The organism is Pseudorhodobacter sp. MZDSW-24AT (genome assembly GCF_002794355.1).
GTDB lineage: Bacteria > Pseudomonadota > Alphaproteobacteria > Rhodobacterales > Rhodobacteraceae > Pseudotabrizicola.
Genome location: NZ_PGOI01000008.1, coordinates 20,994 through 41,050 on the forward strand (window position 1 = coordinate 20,994; position 20,057 = coordinate 41,050).

Genomic DNA, 20,057 nt, shown 5'->3' on the forward strand with positions numbered 1-20,057 from the left:
GCCCCGGCCCCGCTGGGGAAGCCTCCGGCGGGGATATTTAAGAACAGATGACATCCTTGACGGGGTTCATCTGTTTCCAAATATCCTCAGGGGGTGAGGCGCGCCAGCGCCGAGGGGGGGCGAGCCCCCCCTTGCAACGCAGGCCCCCTGCGCCGCCCCCCCCGCGTGGGAGAAAATGTTAAGTTTTCCTGAATCCCAAAACGTAACCCCTTGATTTCACGCAAGACGTACGCGTGTAACACAGGGGGAAGCCCCCTTGCCCCGCCCCTCATTCCGGGCCACTCTGGCCCCATCATGACCCGCTTTCTCACCCCCCTCGCCGCCGCCCTCCCCGCAACCGTCCCCTTCACCGGCCCCGAGACGCTGGAACGCGCCCAAGGCCGCCCTTTCCGCGCCCGGCTGGGGGCCAATGAAAGCCTTTTCGGCCCCTCCCCCAAGGCCCGCGCCGCGATGGAGGCCGCGGTGGCCGAGGTCTGGATGTATGCCGACCCCGAAAGCCATGCGCTCAAGCAGGCCCTCGCCGCCCACCACGGCGTCCTGCCCGAGCACCTCGTGCTGGGCGGCGGCATCGACGGATTGCTGGGCCTTTTGTGCCGCCTGACGGTGGAGCCGGGCACGCCGGTGGTGACCTCGGCGGGCGCCTACCCTACCTTCGCCTTCCACGTGTCAGGCTACGGCGGCGCCTTGACCCGGGTGCCTTACCGGGGGGATCATGAGGACCCGCAAGCCCTGCTCGATGCCGCCCGCAAGACGGGGGCGCGGCTGATCTACCTTGCCAACCCCGACAACCCCATGGGCAGCCACCACCCTGCCGCTGTGATCGAGGACATGGTCGCCAACCTGCCCGCGCACAGCCTGCTGGTGCTGGATGAGGCCTATGCCGACCTCGCACCCGAAGGCACCATCCCCCGGATCTCCCCCGATCACCCGCAGGTGATCCGCTTGCGCACCTTCTCGAAGGGCTATGGGATGGCAGGCGCCCGGGTCGGCTATGCCATTGCCCCGCCCGATCTTGCGCAGGCCTTTGACAAGGTCCGCGACCATTTCGGGATGAGCCGGGTGGCACAGATCGGTGCTCTGGCCGCGCTGCAGGATCAGGACTGGCTGGTCAGCATTCAGAATCGCGTCATCGCGGCGCGTGCGCGCGTGGCCCAGATTGCCGCCGCCAATGGCCTGAAAGCCCTGCCATCCGCCACCAATTTTGTCACCATCGATTGTGGAGGAGACGGCGATCGCGCCCGCGCCCTTCTGCGCGAGACAGTGGCACGTGGCGTCTTCATCCGCATGCCCGGCGTGGCACCGCTCGACCGCTGCATCCGCGTCAGTCTGGGCGATGACGCGGCGCTCGACGTGTTCGAAGAGGTGCTGCCGAGTGCGCTCGCCGCCGCGGGCTGACCGCCCAGCCTATTCGGCCGCCACGCCCGACTTGGCCGGACCAATCGCCGGCGCCGTTCCCAGAGGGACCTGCGCACCCCCAAGTTTCTGTGGCGCGGCCTCTGCTTCGGGAAGCGCGCGCAAGGTGGCCGCGACGGACGAGGCTCCGCTCTCCGGCAAAAGGGTCGCGGTGGGGCTCTGTGCCAGCGGACGGCGGAAGACCAGCATGTTCTGATAGGTGGTTTTCGTGCCCGTCAACCCGGCCCGCTCGTCACAGGGCAAGGTGTCGGCGCGCACATAATCCCATCCCTCGGCGCCAAGACTGTTCATCAATTGGGTCAGGGTCTGCGCAAAGCGATCTTCGGTGGTCTTGACCCCGCGCAGTTTCTCACCCCGCTTGGGGGCTGGAATGACTTTGAATTCGTAGCGCTGCATGATGGCTCCCGCAGAAGTGTAGACCAAAGGATAGCGGGTTTCGCAGCCGCGAGCCAAGGTTTCAAAGCACATTTCCGGCATCCTTGGCCGCGCGGCAACAACCCTGCGACGTGATTTGCCAACTCCGCTTCGCGGCTCAGGGCTTCTGACGGGCAGCCAGCCCCGGGAAGAGATGGTACAGCTTGCCTTGGAGGACCTTCCCGGTCGCCAGTTCGTCCTTGTCTGGTCCGAAAGAAGAGGCCGCTGAGATGTGCTGAAGGGCGGTCTGCGCCATCGATTGTGGATCATTGCAATGCGGCGATTGGCACAAGGCAAGCGCGATCTCTGCCATGACCAGATGGCCCGATGCCGAAGGCATTACAAGCGCTTCGGTCTGCGCCTCAGAGGCGCGCAGCAATTGGCGATAGCAAAGCTCGGTGTCGGAGACATCATCGCGCAAAGGCAGCCAAGCCTGCGCGAGCGCGGCCCAGAGGGCACTTTTTTCCGCAACAGAAACGCGCGGCGATTCGATCACGGCCCGCAGCTTGGCCACGGACCGGGCCCGAAGGACGCGCGCGGATGCGCCGGGCTCGGCCTCTGCCTTGGCACGCAGCGCCCTCCCCAGCAAAAGCGCCACTTCGGGAGAGTTTGGCAACCGCTCCAGCGCCGCGATCGCACGGTTGAGCGGCGGCAGACAGGCGGGCGGATTGAGGCCCAGCCCCATGCGCACATCGCCCCGCGCCCGCGCCAGAAGCGTGGCTTCGTCACGGCCAAGGGCCGCGCGAAAGCGGCCCAGCAAGGTCACAGCCCGAGTTTCTGCGCCACCATCGCATTCACGACGGCAGGGTTTGCCTTGCCTCCGGTGGCCTTCAGCACCTGACCGGTGAACCAGCCTGCCAGCTTGGCATTGACCTTGGCCTTTTCCACCTGCTCGGGGTTGGCAGCGATCAGAGCATCCAGCGCGCGCTCGATCTCGCCCGTGTCGGTAACCGCCTTCATCCCATGCTTGGCAGCTTGCTCTGCCGGATCGCCGCCTTCCGTCCAAAGGATTTCGAACAGGTCCTTGGCCATCTTGCCGGTGATTTCGCCCTTGGCCAGCAAATCGAGCATGCCGCCCAGTTGTGCGGCCGACAGCGGGCTTTCCGAGATCACACGACCCTCTTTGTTGAGGCGGCCAAAGAGCTCGTTGATGACCCAGTTCGCAGCGATCTTGCCATCCCGGCCTTGCGCAACCGCCTCGAAGAAGGACGAAGACTCAAGGTCAGCGGTCAGAACATTCGCGTCATAGTCGGTCAGGCCAAAATCGCCCATGAACCGCGCCTTTTTCGCATCGGGCAATTCGGGCATGCGGGCGGCGATGTCATCCACCCAAGCCTGCTCGATTTCCAGCGGCAGAAGGTCCGGGCAAGGGAAGTAACGGTAATCAAACGCCTCTTCCTTGGACCGCATGCTGCGGGTTTCGTTCTTGTCCGGATCGTAAAGCCGGGTTTCCTGATCCACCTTGCCGCCGTCTTCCAGAATGGCGATCTGGCGGCGGGCTTCGTAATCGATGGCCAGTTGAATGAAGCGCATCGAGTTCATGTTCTTGATCTCGCAGCGCGTGCCAAGATGGCTAAAATCCTGTGTCGCTTGGTATTTCTCGTATTGGCCGGGACGGCAGACAGACACGTTCACATCGGCCCGCAGGTTTCCGTTCTGCATGTTGCCATCGCAGGTGCCCAGATAGCGCAGGATCTGGCGCAGCTTGCCGACATAGGCCGCAGCCTCCTCCGGGCCGCGAATGTCGGGGCGGCTGACGATTTCCATCAGCGCCACACCGGTGCGGTTCAGATCGACAAAAGACATCGCGGGGTCCATGTCATGGATGGATTTGCCCGCGTCCTGCTCCAGATGGATGCGCTCGATTCTCACAAGGCGCGCCACACCGGGTGCCATCTCGACCAGCACTTCGCCTTCGCCCACGATGGGGTGATACAGCTGCGAGATCTGATACCCCTGCGGCAGATCGGGGTAAAAATAGTTCTTGCGGTCAAAGGCCGAGAACAGATTGATCTGTGCCTTCAGGCCAAGGCCCGTGCGCACGGCCTGTTCCACGCAGAATTCATTAATGACCGGCAGCATGCCGGGCATCGCGGCATCGACGAAGGCCACATTGGAGTTTGGTTCAGCGCCAAAGCTGGTCGAGGCGCCCGAAAACAGCTTGGCATTGGAGGACACCTGCGCATGGATTTCCATCCCGATGACAAGTTCCCAATCGTGCTTTGCCCCGGCAATCACCTTGGGCGTTGGCGCGGTATAGGTCAGGTCCAGCATGGCGCACTCCTTCTTTTGTCCTTGTCTTTAGGCGGCGAAACGCCTTGGGGCAAGGGGTGCAACTGGCGGAATGACGCCGACGCCGGAACGCTGGGGTTGTCCGACTCGGGGCGCGCAGCCTATCGCCAGAGCGCCGCGCACAAAGGTGCGGTGCCACCGATGGTCTGATTGATGCGTTCGTCCCTTTCGCTTGTTGTCCTTTCTGCGTTCATTCTGGCCGGCTGCGTTGCCGGCGCCACGGGGAGAGACACGGGCGAGCCGCCTGCGATGCGGTGGGATCACAGACCCGAGGCAGCAACTTGGACACGCGCCTCGATGAACATGATCGCGGCACAGGATGCGGTGTTGGCGGCGAGAGTGCCGGGGGATATCCAGCGCTGGTGCCCGGGCTATGATGACGCTTCTTTGACAGAGCGCCGCGCTTTCTGGGCGGGTCTTTTGTCGGCGACGGCCAAGCATGAGAGCACATGGAATCCCAAGGCCTCGGGCGGCGGCGGGCGCTATATCGGTTTGATGCAGATCTCACCTCAGACTGCGCGGGCGTATCAATGCGAAGCAACGAGCCCCGAAGCCCTGAAGAACGGCGAAGCCAATCTTGCCTGCGCCATCAAGATCATGTCCGCGCAGGTGGGGCGTGATGGTGTGGTGGCCGGCGGCGGCAACAAAGGCATCGGCCGCGACTGGGGGCCGTTCCGCTCGGCCTCCAAGCGGTCTGACATCGCGGGCTGGACCAAATCGCAGGACTACTGCACCGGCTGAGCACCTTGCCGACCCGGCGAGAGCGGCCTATGTCTAGTTCATGTTTGAACGTCTCCTCTCTGGGCTTCTGGCCCCCTCGCCCGCGCGCCTGCCCGAGCCGGATGCGCGCCTTGCTCTTGCAGCGTTGATGGTGCGCGTGGCGCGGTCAGATGGCACCTATGCCGTCACCGAGATCGCCCAGATTGATCGGGTGCTGGGTTGTTTGCATGGGCTCTCCCCCTTTGCTGCCGCGGGCTTGCGCGCTCAGGCAGAGGTCTTGGAAACCGAAGCCCCCGACACGGTGCGCTTCACCCGGGCGATCAAATCAGCCGTCGCTCAGGAAGATCGTGCCGAATTGCTGCAAGCCTTGTGGTCGGTCGCCCTGTCGGATGGCAATCGCAACGCGGAAGAAGACCGCTTGTTGCGGTTGGTGGCCAATCTCTTGGGGCTTACCGATGTGGAATCGGCCTTGGCCCGGCAGAGGGCTGCCAAAGCGTGATTGCCGCATTCGGCATGTATGATCGGCCAGAAACTGCGGCGGCGCATGATGCGCTTTGGAATTTGATCCGCAACGGCCTGCGCAGTGGCGGATATGATGGCCCCGAGGCGCTGACACGGGGAGATGGCGCCTATTGGCCAGCTTGGGAGTCGCCCAACCTTCTGATCGCGCAAACCTGTGGCCTGCCTTACCGCGCACGGCTGCACGAAAAGGTCACACTGATCGGCACTCCCGATTATGGCGTCGAAGGTTGCGCCCCGGGATACTACCATTCTGTGCTTGTCGCGCGCCGCAGTGATCCGCGTCAGACGGAGGCTGCGTTCAGCAGCGCCGCGCTCGCCTATAACGAGCCGCTGTCGCAGTCGGGCTGGGCTGCCGTCTACCACCATTTTCAAAACCTTGGCCTTCCGCTGCATCCCGCTTTGGCAAGCGGCAGCCACAGGGCAAGTGCCATGGCTGTGGCTGAAGGTGCCGCTGACTTCGCAGCGATTGATGCCGTGACGTGGCGGCTGCTGGAGCGATATGACGGGCTCGGGGACCAGCTGAAGGTGTTTGCACGCACACGCCCGACACCGGGCCTTCCACTTATCACGGCGCGGGCTGCGCAGGCAGAGGCGCTTTTTGACGTCGTGTCACAGGCCATCGCTGCTTTGCACACGGATCACCGGCACAACCTTGGCCTGCACGGCTTGGTGCGCATCCCGCCACGCGCGTATCTGGCCCAGCCGATCCCCCCTGCCCCCGCCCAAAAAACCGGCGCACCTTGAACAAATCGGCGCCAACTGCCGCAGCGTTTGTCACAATGGGCGTTGCAAAGGTTTCGATCTTGCGTCCTATTTGATCAACTGTTCCAACGTCGCGAGGCAAAGTGACCGCTGCCCCTCTTTCCCAGATCTCTCGCCCCCCCCAAGGCGGCACAAGCACGCCAGTGATCGAGATCCACGGGCTTCACAAGGCCTATGGCCAGCTGGAAGTTTTGAAGGGAGTCGACCTCACTGCGCCGCGTGGCCACGTCATCAGCCTGATCGGCTCATCGGGATCTGGAAAATCAACGCTCCTGCGCTGCTGCAATTTGCTGGAAGACAGCCAGCAGGGTGAGATCCGTTTTGAAGGTGAGGCCGTGCGCTGGAAGGGGCAGGGTCAGGGGCGGCATCCCGCAGACCGGGCACAAGTCACCCGGATCCGCACCAACCTTTCGATGGTATTCCAGCAGTTCAACCTGTGGTCACACATGACAATCCTCCAGAACGTGATGGAAGCGCCGGTGACGGTTCTCAAGCGCGATCCAGCCGAGGTGGAGGCAAAGGCGCGCGAATACCTTGCCAAGGTGGGCATTGCCGACAAGGCCGACGCTTGGCCCGCCATGCTGTCCGGCGGCCAGCAACAGAGGGCAGCCATTGCCCGCGCGCTCTGCATGGAACCGCGCGCGCTTTTGTTTGACGAACCGACAAGCGCGCTCGACCCCGAGCTGGAGCAAGAGGTGATCCGCGTGATCAAGGCTTTGGCCGAAGAAGGCCGCACCATGATTCTCGTCACACATGACATGAAGCTTGCTGCCGATTGCTCCGACCACGTTATCTTCCTTCATCAAGGCGTGATTGAAGAAGAAGGGCCACCGGCAGCGGTTTTTGGCACGCCGCAAACCGCGCGACTGAGGGGCTTCCTGTCCGCGTCATCTTAAGTCTACACAAACCAAAACAACAGCTTATCCATGGGGAGACACATATGAAAAAGCTGATGCTGGCGACCGCGCTTATGGCGCTGACGGCTGGGGGCGCCTTTGCCCAACAGACCGTGCGCATGGGCACCGAGGGCGCCTACCCGCCCTACAACTTCATCAATGACAGTGGCGAAGTCGACGGGTTCGAGCGTGAACTGGGCGATGAGCTGTGCAAGCGCGCCGAGTTGACCTGTGAATGGGTGACCACCGATTGGGATTCGATCATCCCGAACCTGCAGTCCGGCAACTATGACACGATCATCGCCGGCATGAACATCAACGAAGAGCGTTCCAAGGTGATCTCTTTCACCCAGAACTACACGCCCCCGGCGCCTTCGGCCTATGTGGCCCTGTCGGAAGACGCTGACATCGAGGGCGGTGTGATTGCTGCGCAGGTCAACACCATCCAGTCGGGCTACATCGCCGCATCGGGTGCCACGCTGCTGGAATTTGCGACGCCGGATGAAACGGTGGCCGCTGTCCGCAACGGTGAGGCCGATGCCGTGTTCGCCGACAAGGATTATCTGGTGCCGATCGTCAACGAGTCGAATGGCGAGCTGGTCATCGTGTCTGACGACGTGACGCTGGGCGCCGGCGTGGGCATGGGTCTGCGCCAATCAGACACCGAGCTGCGCGGCAAGTTCGATGCCGCCATCACATCGATGAAAGAGGACGGTTCGCTGAACGCTCTCATCATCAAGTGGTTCGGCGAAGACGCCGACGTGTTCTGATGACAGCGCCCCCGCGCGCCATCCGCGCGGGGGCATATTCTCATGTTTGAAGTTTGCGCTGATCCGAAATCACTCGAAGGCCTGACATGGCTGTCGTGCTACCTGACCTCGGGCAAGCACCTGAACATGTATTGGGCCTTTGGTACCGTGCTCTTGCTGCTGGCGGTGACCGCCCCCATTGCCATGGCCTTTGGGTTTCTGGGTGCGCTGGCCGCGCGCAGCCAGCGTTTTGTGCTGCGCATGATCGGCAAGGGTTATACCGGCATGGTGCGCGGTGTGCCCGACATTGTGTTCTTCCTGTTCTTCGTGATCGCGCTGGATCAGGGCATCGAATACATCATGCACCTGATCCGTTGCCCGGATTGGACCGATCCGGTGCGCAACGGGCTTGAGTTCCGGGTCTGCCCGCAGGCCAAGGTGCCCTTGGGATCAGCACCTCAGACCGTGCACCAGTTTTACGGCTTTATGCTGGCCGTTCTGACGTTTGCGCTGGTGTTCGGGGCATTCGCGGCCAATGTGCTTTTCGGAGCGATGCAGGCGGTGCCGCGCGCGCAGCTTGAAACGGCTGAGGCCTATGGCCTGAACCCGGGCCAAGTGTTCCGCCGCGTGCTGGTGCCGCAGATGTGGGTCTATGCCCTGCCCGGCCTGTCAAACCTGTGGCTGATCCTGATCAAGGCCACCCCGCTTTTGTTTCTGCTGGGCGTGCAGGATATCGTTTACTGGGCGCGAGAATTGGGCGGCGCCAAGACGCAAGCCTTTGATTACCCGCATCCCGATTGGCGCTTGTATTACTTCTTGGCCCTCCTCGTGTTCTACCTTGCCTTCACCCGCGTGTCGGAAATCGTGCTGAACCGGATCGCCGCGCGGCTGTCCAAGGGGCAGGCAACGGCGGCGGGCGAAGCCATGCGAAAGGCGGGGATATGACCTGTTGGGAAACCATTGGGGCCTATGCCTTCCGCTCGCTCGGCTATGGCGAGCGTTTGTTGCCCCGCACCGATTTCACCTTGTGCCAGCAGTTCACGCTGATCGGCTCGGGATTGATCTGGAACGTCTATTTTGGCGTGGTGGCGCTGCTGTTCGGTTTTGTGCTGGCCAATGCCATCGCCTTTGCCAAAGCATCGCACAGCCCGATTTTTCGCAAACCCGCCGAATGGTTTATCTTCCTTTTCCGCGGCTCGCCGCTCTTCATCCAGTTTTTCCTCGCCTATGAGGCGTTGCAGATGCTGCCCCGTGCCGGGATCGACGTGTTCGGGATCACGGTGCAAACCGCATGGACGACCAAGGCTTGGGCGGGCGCGCTGTTTGTGCTGTTCCTGAACACCGCGGCCTATTCGGCCGAGATCTTTCACGGCGCCTTGCGGTCCATCCCGAAAGGCGACCTAGAGGCTGCGGAGGCCTACGGGCTTACCGGTTTCGCCAAGTTCCGCCGAATTCAGTGGCCGACGATGATGCGTCTTGCTTGGCCCGCCTATACGAACGAAGCGATTTTCCTGTTCCACTCCACCACGCTGGTCTTCTTTTCGGGCTTTCCGGCGTTTCAGCAACGGGGCGACGCGCTCTATTACGCAAGCTATTTCGCAGACAAGACCTTCAACCCTTTCATTCCCTACCCGATAGTCGCGGGGTATTTCATCATCCTCACCCTGCTGCTCATCTGGCTGATGGGAAGGATCAACGCGCGCTTGAACCGCCATCTGCCATCCAACATGAGCGGTAAAATTCGCTTGCGTCCTCAGCTGATCCGATAGTAGCCTCTATTTGATCAAATTATTCGGGCACCCGTCCGAACCCGTGCCCCGCACGGGATAAAAGATCGTAAATCAAGGATGGAACACGGGCGGCAGCGCCCCGACCAGCAATCATGATGAAGGACTATCTGCGTAAACACCCGCAAGTGCGCACCATTCGCGTGGCCGCCGCCGACCTGAACGGTCAGGCCCGCGGCAAGCGCATCCCCTCACGCTATGCCGACAAGGCCGTCAAGGACGGCACCCGCTTTCCGTTTTCGGTGCTCTCGCTCGACATCTGGGGCGAGGACATTGACGACAGCCCAATGGTTTTCGAACAAGGCGACCAAGATGGCGTCCTGAAACCCACCGAACGCGGTTTCATGCCGATGCCTTGGCTTGAAGCGCCAACGGCCCTCTTGCCGATCTGGATGTTCCGAGAAAACGGAGCGCCTTATGAAGGCGACCCACGCCATGCGCTGAATGCGGTGGTGAAGAAATACAAAAAGCGCGGCCTGACCCCTGTGGTCGCGATGGAACTGGAATTCTTCCTGATCGACGATTCCGGCAAGACCCTGCAGGTGCCGCCTTCGCCACGATCGGGCAAACGGCGCAAGGCCGCCGAGACGCTGTCGATCCGCGCGCTTGATGCGTTCGACACCTTCTTCACCGATCTTTACGACGCCTGCGAGGCGATGGATATTCCCGCCGATACAAGCACTTCGGAAACCGGCTTGGGCCAGTTTGAAGTTAACCTCATGCATTGCGACGACGCCCTGCGTGCCGCCGATGATGCTTGGTTGTTCAAGATGCTGGTCAAGGGGTTGGCGCGGCGTCACGGCTTTGCTGCAAGTTTTATGGCCAAACCTTACGCCGAATACTCGGGCTCCGGTCTGCATACGCATTTTTCGGTGCTGGACGAGACGGGCGACAACATTTTTGACTCAGGCGGACCGAAGGGAACCGCGGCGCTCAAGCATGCGGTTGCAGGCTGTTTGGCCGCCATGAACGATTCCACGCTGGTTTTTGCTCCTCATGAGAACAGCTATGAACGGCTGGTCCCCGACAAGCACGCGCCAACGGCCATTTGCTGGGGCTATGAGAACCGCACCGCCGCTGTGCGCATCCCAGCCGGAAGCCCCGCCGCCCGGCGGATCGAGCACCGTGTCGCCGGGGGGGACGTGAACCCGTATCTGATGCTGGCAACCATCCTTGGGGCCGCGCTGATCGGGATGGAGGACGAGATGGAGCCGCCCCCCCCGGTCACGGGAAATGCCTATGCAATGGACCTGCCGCAGATCCCTTCGACATGGGAGGCCGCGATCGAGGCCTTCGAGCACAGCGACATTCTGTCTCGTTTTCTGCCCAAGGAACTGATCCGCAACTTTGTGCAGACCAAGCGGCAAGAGATGCATTACATTGCGGATTTGACCCCGGAGGAACGGATCGAGTTGTATCTCGACACGGTCTGACACCGCATCCGCGCCCCTTGACCCGTCAGGGGGCGCAGGCCAAAGCTGTTTTACCAAGTTTCTCAATTCGGACAGGCCATGCTGATCGGCATTCTGCAAACCGGGCTTGCGCCCGAAGCCCTTGCGCCCACGATGGGCGACTATCCTGATATGTTCGCGCGCCTGCTCGATGGGCACGGCTTCACCTTTCGCACCTTTCAGGTGGTGAACGGTGTCTTCCCCGAGTCGGTCACCGCGTGTGACGGCTGGCTGATCACAGGTTCCAAACATGGGGCCTATGAAGATCATGCATGGATTCCCCCGCTCGAGGATTTTATCCGCAAGGCCTATGCCGCGCATGTGCCAATGGTCGGTATCTGCTTTGGCCACCAGATCATTGCGCAAGCCATGGGGGGCCGGGTCGAGAAATATGCCGGGGGCTGGTCCGTCGGACCAACGGCCTATGATTTCGACGGCGAAACCATCACTCTGAACGCTTGGCATCAGGATCAGGTGGTTGAACGCCCCGCTTCGGCGCAAGTGCTTGCCAGCAGCGGCTTTTGCGAGAATGCTGCCTTGCTTTACGATACACGCACCCTGACCATTCAGGCACATCCGGAATTCAAGACCGAGTTCGTCGATGGCCTGATGAAAACCCGCGCCATCGGGGTGGTGCCTGACCCGCTGTTGCAGGAAGCGGCGACAAAGCTCGAAACCCCCTTGAACGATGGCAAGATTGCCGCGCGCATCGCGGCCTTTTTCAAAGCGCCCCGGAGCTAAGCTCGGGGCCCAGATCACACGGATCAACCCATGTCCAAATGGACCGACAAACTGCCCGAAGCGGCGCGTGACTTCATCGGCGACCGCCGTGTGGACGAGGTGGAATGCATCATCGGCGACATCGCCGGTGTGGCGCGCGGCAAGGCCATGCCCGCCGCCAAATTCGCCACGCAGAAAAGCTACTTTCTGCCCAATTCCATCTTCCTCCAAACCATCACCGGGGAATGGGCGGACAACCCGTTTGACGCCTTCACCGAACCCGACATGATCCTTGAACCCGACTGGTCCACCGCCACCGCAGCGCCTTGGACGGCGGATGTGACCTTGCAGGTGATCCACGACGCCAAGGACCAAAATGGTGCATTGGTGCCTTTTGCCCCGCGCAACGTGTTGCGGCGTATTGTCGAGCTTTATGCCGAACAAGGTTGGAAGCCGGTGGTCGCGCCCGAAATGGAATTCTTCCTCACCGCGCGGAATATCGACCCCAACATGCCGGTGATGCCCCCCATGGGGCGCTCGGGCCGCCGCGCGGCGGGCAAGCAGGCCTATTCGATGTCAGCGGTCGACGAATACGGCAAGGTGATCGATGACATCTATGATTTCGCCGAGGCGCAGGGCCTTGAGATTGACGGCATTTTGCAAGAAGGCGGCGCAGGTCAGATCGAACTCAACCTTGCCCATGGCGATCCGGTCCGGCTGGCCGATGATGTCTTCTTCTTCAAGCGTCTGATCCGCGAGGCGGCGCTGCGTCATGATTGCTTTGCCACCTTCATGGCCAAACCCATCGCGGGCGAGCCGGGAAGTGCCATGCACATCCATACTTCGGTGGTGGACACGAAAACGGGCAAGAACATTTTTGCAGGTCCCAAAGGCGTGGAAACCGAAGCCTTCCTGCATTTCATTGGTGGATTGCAAAGTCATCTGGGCGCCGGGATCGCGTTGCTCGCGCCTTACGTCAACAGCTATCGCCGCTACGTTCCCGACTTTGCCGCCCCGATCAATCTCGAATGGGGCCGCGACAACCGCACCACCGGCCTGCGGGTGCCAATCTCGGGCGCGGCTGCGCGCAGGGTGGAAAATCGTCTGCCGGGGATGGATTGCAACCCCTATCTGGGCATCGCGGCCACCTTGGCCTGCGGATATCTTGGCCTGATGGAAAAGCGCCTGCCCCGCCCCGAATTCGTCGGATCGGCCTATATCGACAGTGATGAAATCCCGGTCAATATGGGCGATGCGCTGGATCTTCTGGATGAGGATACCGCACTCAAAGCCGTGTTGGGCGAAGAGTTCTGCAAAGTCTACGACTCGGTGAAACGTAACGAATACAAAGAGTTCCTTCAGGTCATCAGCCCTTGGGAACGCGAACATCTGCTTTTGAACGTATGAACCTGCTCCACGCCAATGACCGCGCGGGCGAATTTCCGCCATCCTATTACGCGGCAACCGCCACCCCACTGGCCCGCTTTGCCCCCTTGCAGGGCCAGCACAGCGCGCAGGTCTGCATCGTGGGCGGGGGGTATACGGGCCTATCGGCGGCGCTCCATCTTGCACAGGCGGGTCTTAACGTTGTGCTGCTCGAAGCGCATCGCGTGGGATTTGGTGCCTCGGGCCGCAACGGAGGACAGGTTGGCAGCGGCCAAAGGCAAGATCAAGACTGGCTGGAGGCGGCGGTCGGCCGCGAAGACGCCCGCAAACTTTGGGACATGGGGGAAGAGGCCAAGGCTCTGGTGCGCGGCCTGATCGACCGCCACGCCATCCCAGTCACCTTCTACCCCGGTATCGCCCATGCCTGCCGGTCGGCCGCCGAAGCCCGCCATGCGCAGACCTATGCCGAAAAGCTGCATCGCGACTACGGATACACGCAGATCCAGCCGCTGGACCGAAGCGAAATGCGGGCCATCATTGGTTCTGACGTTTACCACGGCGGCGATCTCGATATGGGTGCAGGGCACCTGCATCCTTTGAATTTCGCGCTTGGCATCGCGCGGGCTGCGGCAGAGGCGGGGGCGCATATCTTCGAGGGCTCCGAAGTGCTGGCGATCCAGCAGGGCGCAAAAGCGGTGGTGCAGACCGCCGCAGGGCAAGTTGTCTGTGACCACCTGATCCTTGCAGGAAATGGCTATCTGGGCGGGCTTGAGCCAAAGATTGCTGCCCGCGTCATGCCGATCAACAACTTCATTGTCGCCACAGAGCCTTTGGGCGAGCGTGCGGCGGACGTGCTGTCGCGCCCCATTGCCGTGGCGGATACCAAGTTCGTGGTCAACTACTGGCGCCTGTCCGAAGACAACCGCCTGTTGTTCGGCGGCGGCGAAAGCTACGGCTATCGCTTTCCCGATGTTGTAAAAACAGTGATGAAACCGATGCTGGAAGTCTATCCGCACTTGCGCGACGTGCGGATCGATTACGCTTGGGGTGGGACATTGGCGATCACCATGAACCGGATGCCCTGTTTCGCGCGGATTGGGCCGAACGTGCTGTCAGCCTCGGGCTATTCTGGTCACGGGGTCGCAATGGCCACCTTGGCAGGCAAAATGATGGCCGAGGTGGTTCAAGGCCATGCGAGCGGGTTCGACCTTTTGGAGCGTCTGCCCCAGCCGCGCTTCCCCGGCGGTGCCGCATTGCGTTGGCCACTCTTGGTGGCGGCGATGACGTGGTATTCCTTGCGCGACCGTTTGGGGGTCTAGTCACCCTTGCTTGGGCGAGGCATCGCTCATGCAGACCTCTGTCATGGATTTGTCACTGGCATTGCCAAGGCACACAGATTAAGCATCGCTTAAACTGAGTTTAAGGGAATACCATGGCACCTGACGGCCAAATCCTGCCTCCTGACGTCTACAGCGCCGAGCCCATCCCCGGCTCCGCCCGCGCTGAAATCGAGCGCCTGCTGACCTCGGGCGATCTCTTCCGCTACACGGCAGCCAAGGATGCGCCGGTCAGTCTTCTTGAGCAGGAATTTGCAGAGTTTCTGGGCGCACGTTACGCGCTTGCGGTGTCCAGCTGTTCGGCAGCACTGTTCCTCTCACTCAAAGCCCTTGATCTGCCACGCGGAGCCAAGGTGCTGATCCCCGCCTTTACCTTTGCGGCGGTTCCCTCGGCCGTGGTGCACGCTGATTGCGTGCCGGTTCTGGTGGAGGTGGGCGACAGCTACCGCATCGATATGCAAGATTTTGCTGCCAAATTGCCTTTGGCAGACGCTGTGCTGATCAGCCATATGCGTGGGCACACATCCGATATGGATGCGATCATGGCGCTGTGCGACGCCGCAAACATTCCAGTGATCGAGGATGCGGCACATTCGCTGGGCACGCTCTGGGGCGGACGCAATATTGGCACCATCGGCAAAGTGGGCTGCTTCAGCTTCCAATCCTACAAAATGGTGAATGCGGGCGAAGGCGGCATTCTGGTGACGGACGACCCGGAACTGGCAGCGCGCGCCGTAATCATGTCGGGGGCCTATGAAGAAAACTGGAAAAAGCACCCCGGCTTTCAGAACAGTTACTGCGAATGGCAAAACAAGCTGCCGTTGTATAACCTGCGGATGCAAAATCTCTCGGCGGCGGTGATCAGGCCACAACTGCCAGAAATTGCCCGCCGGGTTCAGGATGGGCGCCGCAATCACGACCATGTGGCCACAGCGTTGAACGCCAGCGGGCTCATGTCTGTTCCCCCTGCCCTGCCGCCCGAACTGCGTGCGCCGGATTCGATCCAGTTTACGTTGGCCGGGTCTTGGACCGATGCGCAAGCTCTGCGCTTTCAAGCAGAGGCCAAGACACGCGGCGTGGCGGTGCAGATCTTTGGCCTCTCGGAAGGCAATGCGCGCGCGTTCTGGAACTGGCAGTTTCTTGGTGAAGCGCCGGACCTGCCGCTGACACGCGCCATGCTGATGCGGGCCTGCGATGTGCGCCTGCCAGCCCGGTTGACAGTGGCAGAGCTGGACTTCATCGCCGAGGCTTTGTGCAGCGCTGCCCGCGTGGCTCAGGCGGCGTAACCGTCCGCCCTGCGGTCCGGCGCTTTCGTCAAGTCAGGCGCAGCGCGGGCGCGAGCCAAGGCCAAAGCTGCACGGCAGGTGCAACCACGCGGCTCCCGATCAGCGCGCGCAGGTCTTGCGCGATGCGCCCGGGCATATCCCCCATGACCCCAGCTCGCGCCGACAGCGAAATGCTGCGCATCAAGGGCGCCCCTCGCAAGGGCGCCACCTCGATCGCGGGAAGGAAGCGGGCCGCATGATGTAAGGCCAGCGGGGTCAGGATGGTCCATCCGGCGCCCTGCGCCACAAGGGCGAGAATGGCATGATAACTGTCAAGCTCGAACCGCACCTGCGGGCGTAGATTTTCACGCGCGAGGTGGCCGGCAATCTGGCGTCCCATCAGATGTCTTGCGGAATAAAGGATCAAGGGCACATCGCCCGCAGCTTTCGGACGGACGGCGACGAAGGGGTCTGTCAGGATCGGGTGCACTTCGCGCCAGCCTGCGTCATGGCCTTCCGATCCAAGTTCGGCCGCGACCGCCACATCCAGCGCCCGCGCTTCGAGCTTGTCGAGCAGACGATGACTGGCGCCGGTTTCCAAGAGGAACCGGCAATCGGCGCGGTCCTGTGCCAGCCCTGACAGCAGCGCGGGCGTGACCTCGGCGTCCAGATCCTCGATCATTCCCAGCCGCAAGGTGCTGAGCCGCGCCAGATCGGCCCGCGCAAGATCGGCGCGGGCTTCGGCTTCCGTGTTGAGGATCACTTGGGCGTGGCGGCGGAACAGAAGGCCGGCAGGGCTGAGCGTGAAGGGGCGGGCTGCGCGGTCGAACAGGATTGCGCCAAGGCTTGCCTCGACCGCGGCCAGCTGTTGGCTGACCGCAGGGGGAGACACGCCCAAGCGGCGCGCGGCAGCAGAGATCGTGCCTTCCTCCGCGACAGCCAGAAAGACCTCGATCCCCCACAGGGTGACGCGGGTCTGGGGGTCAGGCATGGCGGGCTACAGCTTGGAAAGCTTCTTTTGCAGCTCGGCCAGCTGTTTCTTGATCTGGGCCAAGTCCTCGGCGCTGGTGGGCTCGTCCGCTTCGGCTTCCGGACCAGAGCTGCCCCAGCCGGGCACGCCGGTCATCATCGTTTTCATGAAGGCCTCCTGCTGCTTGCGCATCAGATCGAAGCCGGGCATCGCGGCCATGGGATTGGGGAGCACGCCAAGGTTGCCCATCATCTTGGACTGGCCTTCGCGCAGCATCTCGAAGCTGGCGGCGAGGAATTGGGGGACGACGGATTGGACGTTGGTGGTGTAGCTGCGCACGAGATCCGTCAGGACGGCGATGGGCAGCACGTTCTCGCCCTTGGATTCATGCTCGGCCACGATCTGGAGGAGATACTGGCGGGTCAGGTCGTCGCCGGACTTGAGGTCGACGATCTGCACCTCGCGGCCGGCGCGGATCAGGGCGGCGATATCCTCGAGGGTCACGTAATCCGAGGTTTCGGTGTTATACAGGCGGCGGCTGGCGTAGCGTTTGATCAGCAGCGGCTTGTCGGTGTCGGCCATGGCCACGCTCCCCTCAGGTTATTTTGCGTCTGCAGAGAAGCTTACGCAGGCCGGGGGCAAAAGGGAAGCCTGACGGTGGGGTGTGGGCTCCCCCTGTGTTACACCGGGGAGAGTTGTTTTTAATCAAGGGCTTGACCCTGTGATCTTCAGGAAATCTTAACACTTTCGGCGCGGGTTGAGGCGGCGCAGGGGCAAGCCCCCGCCCCGCGGCGCGACTCCCCCCGGGAGATTTGGGGGCCAAAAATGCTGCACGGTGCCCCTCTTTGTCCGGAGACGGCGGCGGCGCAAAGGAAAAGGCGGGCCCTGCGGGGGCCCGCCTTGGGAGCCGCGCCGCCCCGAGGAGGAAGGGGGGGCAAGCGCAGCGGAGATTTGTGTCAGAGCCCGATCACTTGGCCGCGGTGGCGGCAGCTTTCTTGGCGGCGACGGTCACGTCATTGGTGGCTTTCTTGACAGCGGCGGTCGCGTCTTCGGACATGTCCTTGCCTGCGGCCAGCATCAGCTCGACGGTTTCCATCTGGACCTTCTTTGCGACTTCCGCAAAAGCCGCCAGATTTTCAGCCGCCATCTCTGCCGCCGCCGAGGCGAAATCCGTCACCGATTTGGTGTAATCGGTCGGCTCGGTCTTGGCCTTGGAGACATCGGCCATCTTGGCGATGGTGTCCTTGGTCCATTTCGCGGTGATCTCGGTCGACTTTTCAGCCGCTTCCAAAGCCACTTTCGACATTTTTTCCGCCAGAGCAGCCTGAGTCTTGAACGCGTTTTGCATCGCGGACGAGTCAACCGGGAAGGAAGCCATCATGTCCTGCATCACTTTGGTGAAATCCGGGGTCTTGGTCATTGGTCTTCTCCTGCTTGGCCGGAGTGCCCGACCTGTTTGCCATGACGCCAATATAAATGCTGCACTGCAGCATTTCAACCATTTTTCTGCGATGCAGCATTATTTCTGGTTGTGCCAGACTAAGCCCTTGGCGGTTCAGTCACTTCCCGCCACCACCTTGGCGGTGACATAGGTGCCGGGTGCCGCGCAGAGCACCGGATTGGTCGACTCACCGGGCACACGCGCCGCCACAAGCTTGCCCGAGCGGGCCTTGAGCCATGCGCCCCAGCGCGGCCACCAGCTGCCTTGGGTGAAGCTGGCTCCGGCCTTCCACGCCTCGGGCGCGCCCTGCACCGGGGCATCCGAGGTATAATGGCCGTATTTGTCCTTGCTGGGCGGATTGATGATGCCCGCGATATGGCCCGACTCTGACAGGATGAAGGTCTTGTCCTTGGACCCCATTTGCGCGATGCCGTTGAAGCTGCCGCGCCAATGCGCGATGTGATCGGTTTCGCAGGCGATGGCGCAGAGCGGCACCTTGACCCCGGCAAGGCTCACCGGTTCGCCAAACACCGGGAAGGTGCCCTTGGCAAATCCATCTTGCTGACACAGGCCGCGCAGATATTCCACCGCCATGCGGGCGGGCAGGTTGGTGCCATCGCCGTTCCAGTAAAGCAGGTCAAAGGCAGGCGGGGCCTCGCCCATCATGTAGCTTTTGATGGCGGGTTGATAGATCAGGTCATTCGAGCGCAGGAAGCTGAAGGTGCGGCCCATGAAGAACTTGGACAAGATCCCGTCGCGCGCCGACTGCCGTTCGATGCCGTCGACGAAATCATCCTCGAGAAACACCCCCACTTCGCCCGGATCGGAAAAATCGGTGAGCGTGGTAAAGAAGGTGGCGGATTTCACGGATGTATCGCCAGCCCGATCAAGATGCGCGAGCGCAAGGCCCAGCGTGGTGCCCGCGATGCAATACCCCACGGTGTTGATCTGTTTTTCGCCGGTGATGCGCCGCACCTCGGCCATGGCGCGCAAATAGCCATCGCGCAGGTAATCATCCATGCCGATGCTGGCATAGTTGGCATCGGGATTGACCCAAGAGACGACAAACAGCGTATAGCCCTGATCCACGATCCATTTGATCAGCGAATTCTGGGGTTTCAGGTCCATGATGTAGAACTTGTTGATCCACGGCGGGAAGATCAGCAAGGGGGTGGCATGCACCTTTTCGGTGCTGGGCGCGTATTGGATCAGCTCGAGCATCGCATTGCGATAGACCACGGACCCCGGCGTGGTGGCGATGTTCTGCCCGACATGGAAGGCCTGCGGATCGGCGAGCGTGACCAGCACATCGCCGCTGTTCGCCTCGATGTCGCGGACGAGGTTTTCCAGACCCTTGACCAGACTTTCCCCATCGGTGGCGATGGCCTTTTCCAGCGCATCCGGGTTGGTGCCGAGGAAGTTGGTGGGCGAAAACATATCGATGATCTGGCGGGTGAAGTATTCCACCCGGCGGCGGTCGGCGGGTTCCAGCATGTCGAGATCGCCGATGGCATTGGTCATTGCCTCGGCGTTCATCAGATATTGCTGCTTGATGTAATTAAAGGCCGGATGGGTTTGCCACAGCGGGTTGGAGAATCGCCGATCCTTCGGCGTGGGGTCGGCGGGGGCTTTGAGTTCGCCCGACATCAGCGCCTGCTGGGCGTCGACGTAATGCTTGAGGCTTTTGCCCCAGTAGCTGATCTGCTGTTCGAGAATTTTCGAGGGGTTCTGCATCATTTCGGCCACATAAGCGGCCGCAGCCTTCATATAGACCTCATTCGAGGGGCCGGACAGGGCGGCATCGGCCTGTTTGCGATGCGCAAGAGCCGTGAGGAGGCGCTGCGAGAGATCTTCGACCCGTGCCAGATTGGCCTGCAACCTTTCCAACTTTGGTCCAGCGTCCTTGTCGTCAGTTGTCATGTTAACGTTTCC

General features: G+C 61.8%; 20 protein-coding genes. 13 read left to right on the top strand and 7 right to left on the bottom strand.

Translation table 11 applies throughout. The features are described 5' to 3' along the window. The first annotated feature begins 294 nt into the window (after window positions 1-294). Window positions 295-1,395 carry a pyridoxal phosphate-dependent aminotransferase gene (locus tag CUR21_RS09740; RefSeq protein ID WP_100196856.1) on the top strand — a complete coding sequence of 367 codons (1,101 nt, stop codon included), beginning with the start codon at window positions 295-297 and terminating at the stop codon, window positions 1,393-1,395. Between the two features lie 9 nt (window positions 1,396-1,404). Here CUR21_RS09740 and CUR21_RS09745 read toward each other — a convergent pair whose 3' ends face one another. From CUR21_RS09745 to gatB, 3 genes are all read right to left on the bottom strand, one after another. Continuing rightward, window positions 1,405-1,881: a DUF4177 domain-containing protein gene (locus tag CUR21_RS09745; RefSeq protein ID WP_232622746.1), complete on the bottom strand. Its 477-nt coding sequence runs from the start codon at window positions 1,879-1,881 to the stop codon at window positions 1,405-1,407. 64 nt (window positions 1,882-1,945) lie between these two features. Beyond that, a complete protein-coding gene (locus tag CUR21_RS09750; RefSeq protein WP_100196857.1) occupies window positions 1,946-2,593 on the bottom strand; it encodes a hypothetical protein in 648 nt (215 codons plus the stop codon). Next, window positions 2,590-4,101 carry an Asp-tRNA(Asn)/Glu-tRNA(Gln) amidotransferase subunit GatB gene (gene gatB, locus CUR21_RS09755; protein WP_100196858.1) on the bottom strand — a complete coding sequence of 504 codons (1,512 nt, stop codon included), beginning with the start codon at window positions 4,099-4,101 and terminating at the stop codon, window positions 2,590-2,592. Before gatB ends, CUR21_RS09750 begins: the two co-directional genes overlap by 4 nt. Window positions 4,102-4,416: 315 nt before the next feature. Here gatB and CUR21_RS09760 point away from each other — a divergent pair, with 315 nt between their 5' ends. From CUR21_RS09760 to CUR21_RS09815, 12 genes are all read left to right on the top strand, one after another. Continuing rightward, complete coding sequence (locus CUR21_RS09760) at window positions 4,417-4,860, top strand: transglycosylase SLT domain-containing protein (protein ID WP_232622747.1); 444 nt, start codon at window positions 4,417-4,419, stop codon at window positions 4,858-4,860. A gap of 40 nt (window positions 4,861-4,900) precedes the next feature. Further along, window positions 4,901-5,338, top strand: a complete 438-nt coding sequence (locus tag CUR21_RS09765; protein ID WP_100196860.1) for a TerB family tellurite resistance protein — start codon at window positions 4,901-4,903, stop codon at window positions 5,336-5,338. Further along, on the top strand, window positions 5,335-6,105 hold the full coding sequence (locus CUR21_RS09770; protein ID WP_100196861.1) for a phosphate/phosphite/phosphonate ABC transporter substrate-binding protein: 771 nt from the start codon (window positions 5,335-5,337) through the stop codon (window positions 6,103-6,105). Before CUR21_RS09765 ends, CUR21_RS09770 begins: the two co-directional genes overlap by 4 nt. Window positions 6,106-6,266: 161 nt before the next feature. Next, complete coding sequence (locus CUR21_RS09775; protein WP_232622748.1) at window positions 6,267-7,019, top strand: ABC transporter ATP-binding protein; 753 nt, start codon at window positions 6,267-6,269, stop codon at window positions 7,017-7,019. A gap of 44 nt (window positions 7,020-7,063) precedes the next feature. After that, window positions 7,064-7,789, top strand: coding sequence for a transporter substrate-binding domain-containing protein (locus CUR21_RS09780; RefSeq protein WP_100196862.1), 726 nt, complete (start codon window positions 7,064-7,066; stop codon window positions 7,787-7,789). A 42-nt stretch (window positions 7,790-7,831) separates the two neighbouring features. After that, complete coding sequence (locus CUR21_RS09785) at window positions 7,832-8,713, top strand: ABC transporter permease (RefSeq protein ID WP_100196863.1); 882 nt, start codon at window positions 7,832-7,834, stop codon at window positions 8,711-8,713. Further along, complete coding sequence (locus CUR21_RS09790) at window positions 8,710-9,537, top strand: ABC transporter permease (protein WP_100196864.1); 828 nt, start codon at window positions 8,710-8,712, stop codon at window positions 9,535-9,537. Before CUR21_RS09785 ends, CUR21_RS09790 begins: the two co-directional genes overlap by 4 nt. 116 nt (window positions 9,538-9,653) lie before the next feature. Further along, window positions 9,654-10,988 carry a glutamine synthetase family protein gene (locus CUR21_RS09795; RefSeq protein WP_100197485.1) on the top strand — a complete coding sequence of 445 codons (1,335 nt, stop codon included), beginning with the start codon at window positions 9,654-9,656 and terminating at the stop codon, window positions 10,986-10,988. A 78-nt stretch (window positions 10,989-11,066) separates the two neighbouring features. After that, a complete protein-coding gene (locus tag CUR21_RS09800) occupies window positions 11,067-11,747 on the top strand; it encodes a type 1 glutamine amidotransferase (RefSeq protein WP_100196865.1) in 681 nt (226 codons plus the stop codon). A gap of 30 nt (window positions 11,748-11,777) precedes the next feature. Next, window positions 11,778-13,133: a glutamine synthetase family protein gene (locus CUR21_RS09805; RefSeq protein ID WP_100196866.1), complete on the top strand. Its 1,356-nt coding sequence runs from the start codon at window positions 11,778-11,780 to the stop codon at window positions 13,131-13,133. Beyond that, window positions 13,130-14,431 carry an FAD-binding oxidoreductase gene (locus CUR21_RS09810; RefSeq protein ID WP_100196867.1) on the top strand — a complete coding sequence of 434 codons (1,302 nt, stop codon included), beginning with the start codon at window positions 13,130-13,132 and terminating at the stop codon, window positions 14,429-14,431. The genes CUR21_RS09805 and CUR21_RS09810 overlap by 4 nt, the downstream gene beginning before the upstream one ends. 113 nt (window positions 14,432-14,544) lie before the next feature. Beyond that, window positions 14,545-15,735 carry a DegT/DnrJ/EryC1/StrS aminotransferase family protein gene (locus CUR21_RS09815; RefSeq protein WP_100196868.1) on the top strand — a complete coding sequence of 397 codons (1,191 nt, stop codon included), beginning with the start codon at window positions 14,545-14,547 and terminating at the stop codon, window positions 15,733-15,735. Between the two features lie 28 nt (window positions 15,736-15,763). Here CUR21_RS09815 and CUR21_RS09820 read toward each other — a convergent pair whose 3' ends face one another. The 4 genes from CUR21_RS09820 to phaC form a co-directional block, all read right to left on the bottom strand. Further along, a complete protein-coding gene (locus CUR21_RS09820; protein ID WP_100196869.1) occupies window positions 15,764-16,705 on the bottom strand; it encodes a LysR family transcriptional regulator in 942 nt (313 codons plus the stop codon). A gap of 6 nt (window positions 16,706-16,711) precedes the next feature. After that, window positions 16,712-17,266 (bottom strand): polyhydroxyalkanoate synthesis repressor PhaR, encoded by a 555-nt coding sequence (phaR, locus tag CUR21_RS09825; protein WP_100196870.1) that lies wholly within the window; start codon window positions 17,264-17,266, stop codon window positions 16,712-16,714. A 385-nt stretch (window positions 17,267-17,651) separates the two neighbouring features. Further along, window positions 17,652-18,104, bottom strand: coding sequence for a Phasin (locus CUR21_RS09830; protein ID WP_100196871.1), 453 nt, complete (start codon window positions 18,102-18,104; stop codon window positions 17,652-17,654). 135 nt (window positions 18,105-18,239) lie between these two features. Continuing rightward, entirely contained in the window at window positions 18,240-20,045 is a 1,806-nt protein-coding gene (gene phaC, locus CUR21_RS09835) for a class I poly(R)-hydroxyalkanoic acid synthase (RefSeq protein ID WP_100196872.1), read from the bottom strand. Window positions 20,046-20,057 lie beyond the last annotated feature (12 nt).

Bases quoted from the DNA above. Each gene is read 5' to 3' on its own strand.
- CUR21_RS09740 (WP_100196856.1), top strand. From the start codon at position 295: ATGACCCGCTTTCTCACCCCCCTCGCCGCCGCCCTCCCCGCAACCGTC.
- CUR21_RS09745 (WP_232622746.1), bottom strand. From the start codon at position 1,881: ATGTGCTTTGAAACCTTGGCTCGCGGCTGCGAAACCCGCTATCCTTTG.
- gatB (WP_100196858.1), bottom strand. From the start codon at position 4,101: ATGCTGGACCTGACCTATACCGCGCCAACGCCCAAGGTGATTGCCGGG.
- CUR21_RS09760 (WP_232622747.1), top strand. From the start codon at position 4,417: ATGAACATGATCGCGGCACAGGATGCGGTGTTGGCGGCGAGAGTGCCG.
- CUR21_RS09765 (WP_100196860.1), top strand. From the start codon at position 4,901: ATGTTTGAACGTCTCCTCTCTGGGCTTCTGGCCCCCTCGCCCGCGCGC.
- CUR21_RS09780 (WP_100196862.1), top strand. From the start codon at position 7,064: ATGAAAAAGCTGATGCTGGCGACCGCGCTTATGGCGCTGACGGCTGGG.
- CUR21_RS09785 (WP_100196863.1), top strand. From the start codon at position 7,832: ATGTTTGAAGTTTGCGCTGATCCGAAATCACTCGAAGGCCTGACATGG.
- CUR21_RS09790 (WP_100196864.1), top strand. From the start codon at position 8,710: ATGACCTGTTGGGAAACCATTGGGGCCTATGCCTTCCGCTCGCTCGGC.
- CUR21_RS09795 (WP_100197485.1), top strand. From the start codon at position 9,654: ATGAAGGACTATCTGCGTAAACACCCGCAAGTGCGCACCATTCGCGTG.
- CUR21_RS09800 (WP_100196865.1), top strand. From the start codon at position 11,067: ATGCTGATCGGCATTCTGCAAACCGGGCTTGCGCCCGAAGCCCTTGCG.
- CUR21_RS09805 (WP_100196866.1), top strand. From the start codon at position 11,778: ATGTCCAAATGGACCGACAAACTGCCCGAAGCGGCGCGTGACTTCATC.
- CUR21_RS09810 (WP_100196867.1), top strand. From the start codon at position 13,130: ATGAACCTGCTCCACGCCAATGACCGCGCGGGCGAATTTCCGCCATCC.
- CUR21_RS09815 (WP_100196868.1), top strand. From the start codon at position 14,545: ATGGCACCTGACGGCCAAATCCTGCCTCCTGACGTCTACAGCGCCGAG.
- CUR21_RS09820 (WP_100196869.1), bottom strand. From the start codon at position 16,705: ATGCCTGACCCCCAGACCCGCGTCACCCTGTGGGGGATCGAGGTCTTT.
- phaR (WP_100196870.1), bottom strand. From the start codon at position 17,266: ATGGCCGACACCGACAAGCCGCTGCTGATCAAACGCTACGCCAGCCGC.
- CUR21_RS09830 (WP_100196871.1), bottom strand. From the start codon at position 18,104: ATGACCAAGACCCCGGATTTCACCAAAGTGATGCAGGACATGATGGCT.
- phaC (WP_100196872.1), bottom strand. From the start codon at position 20,045: ATGACAACTGACGACAAGGACGCTGGACCAAAGTTGGAAAGGTTGCAG.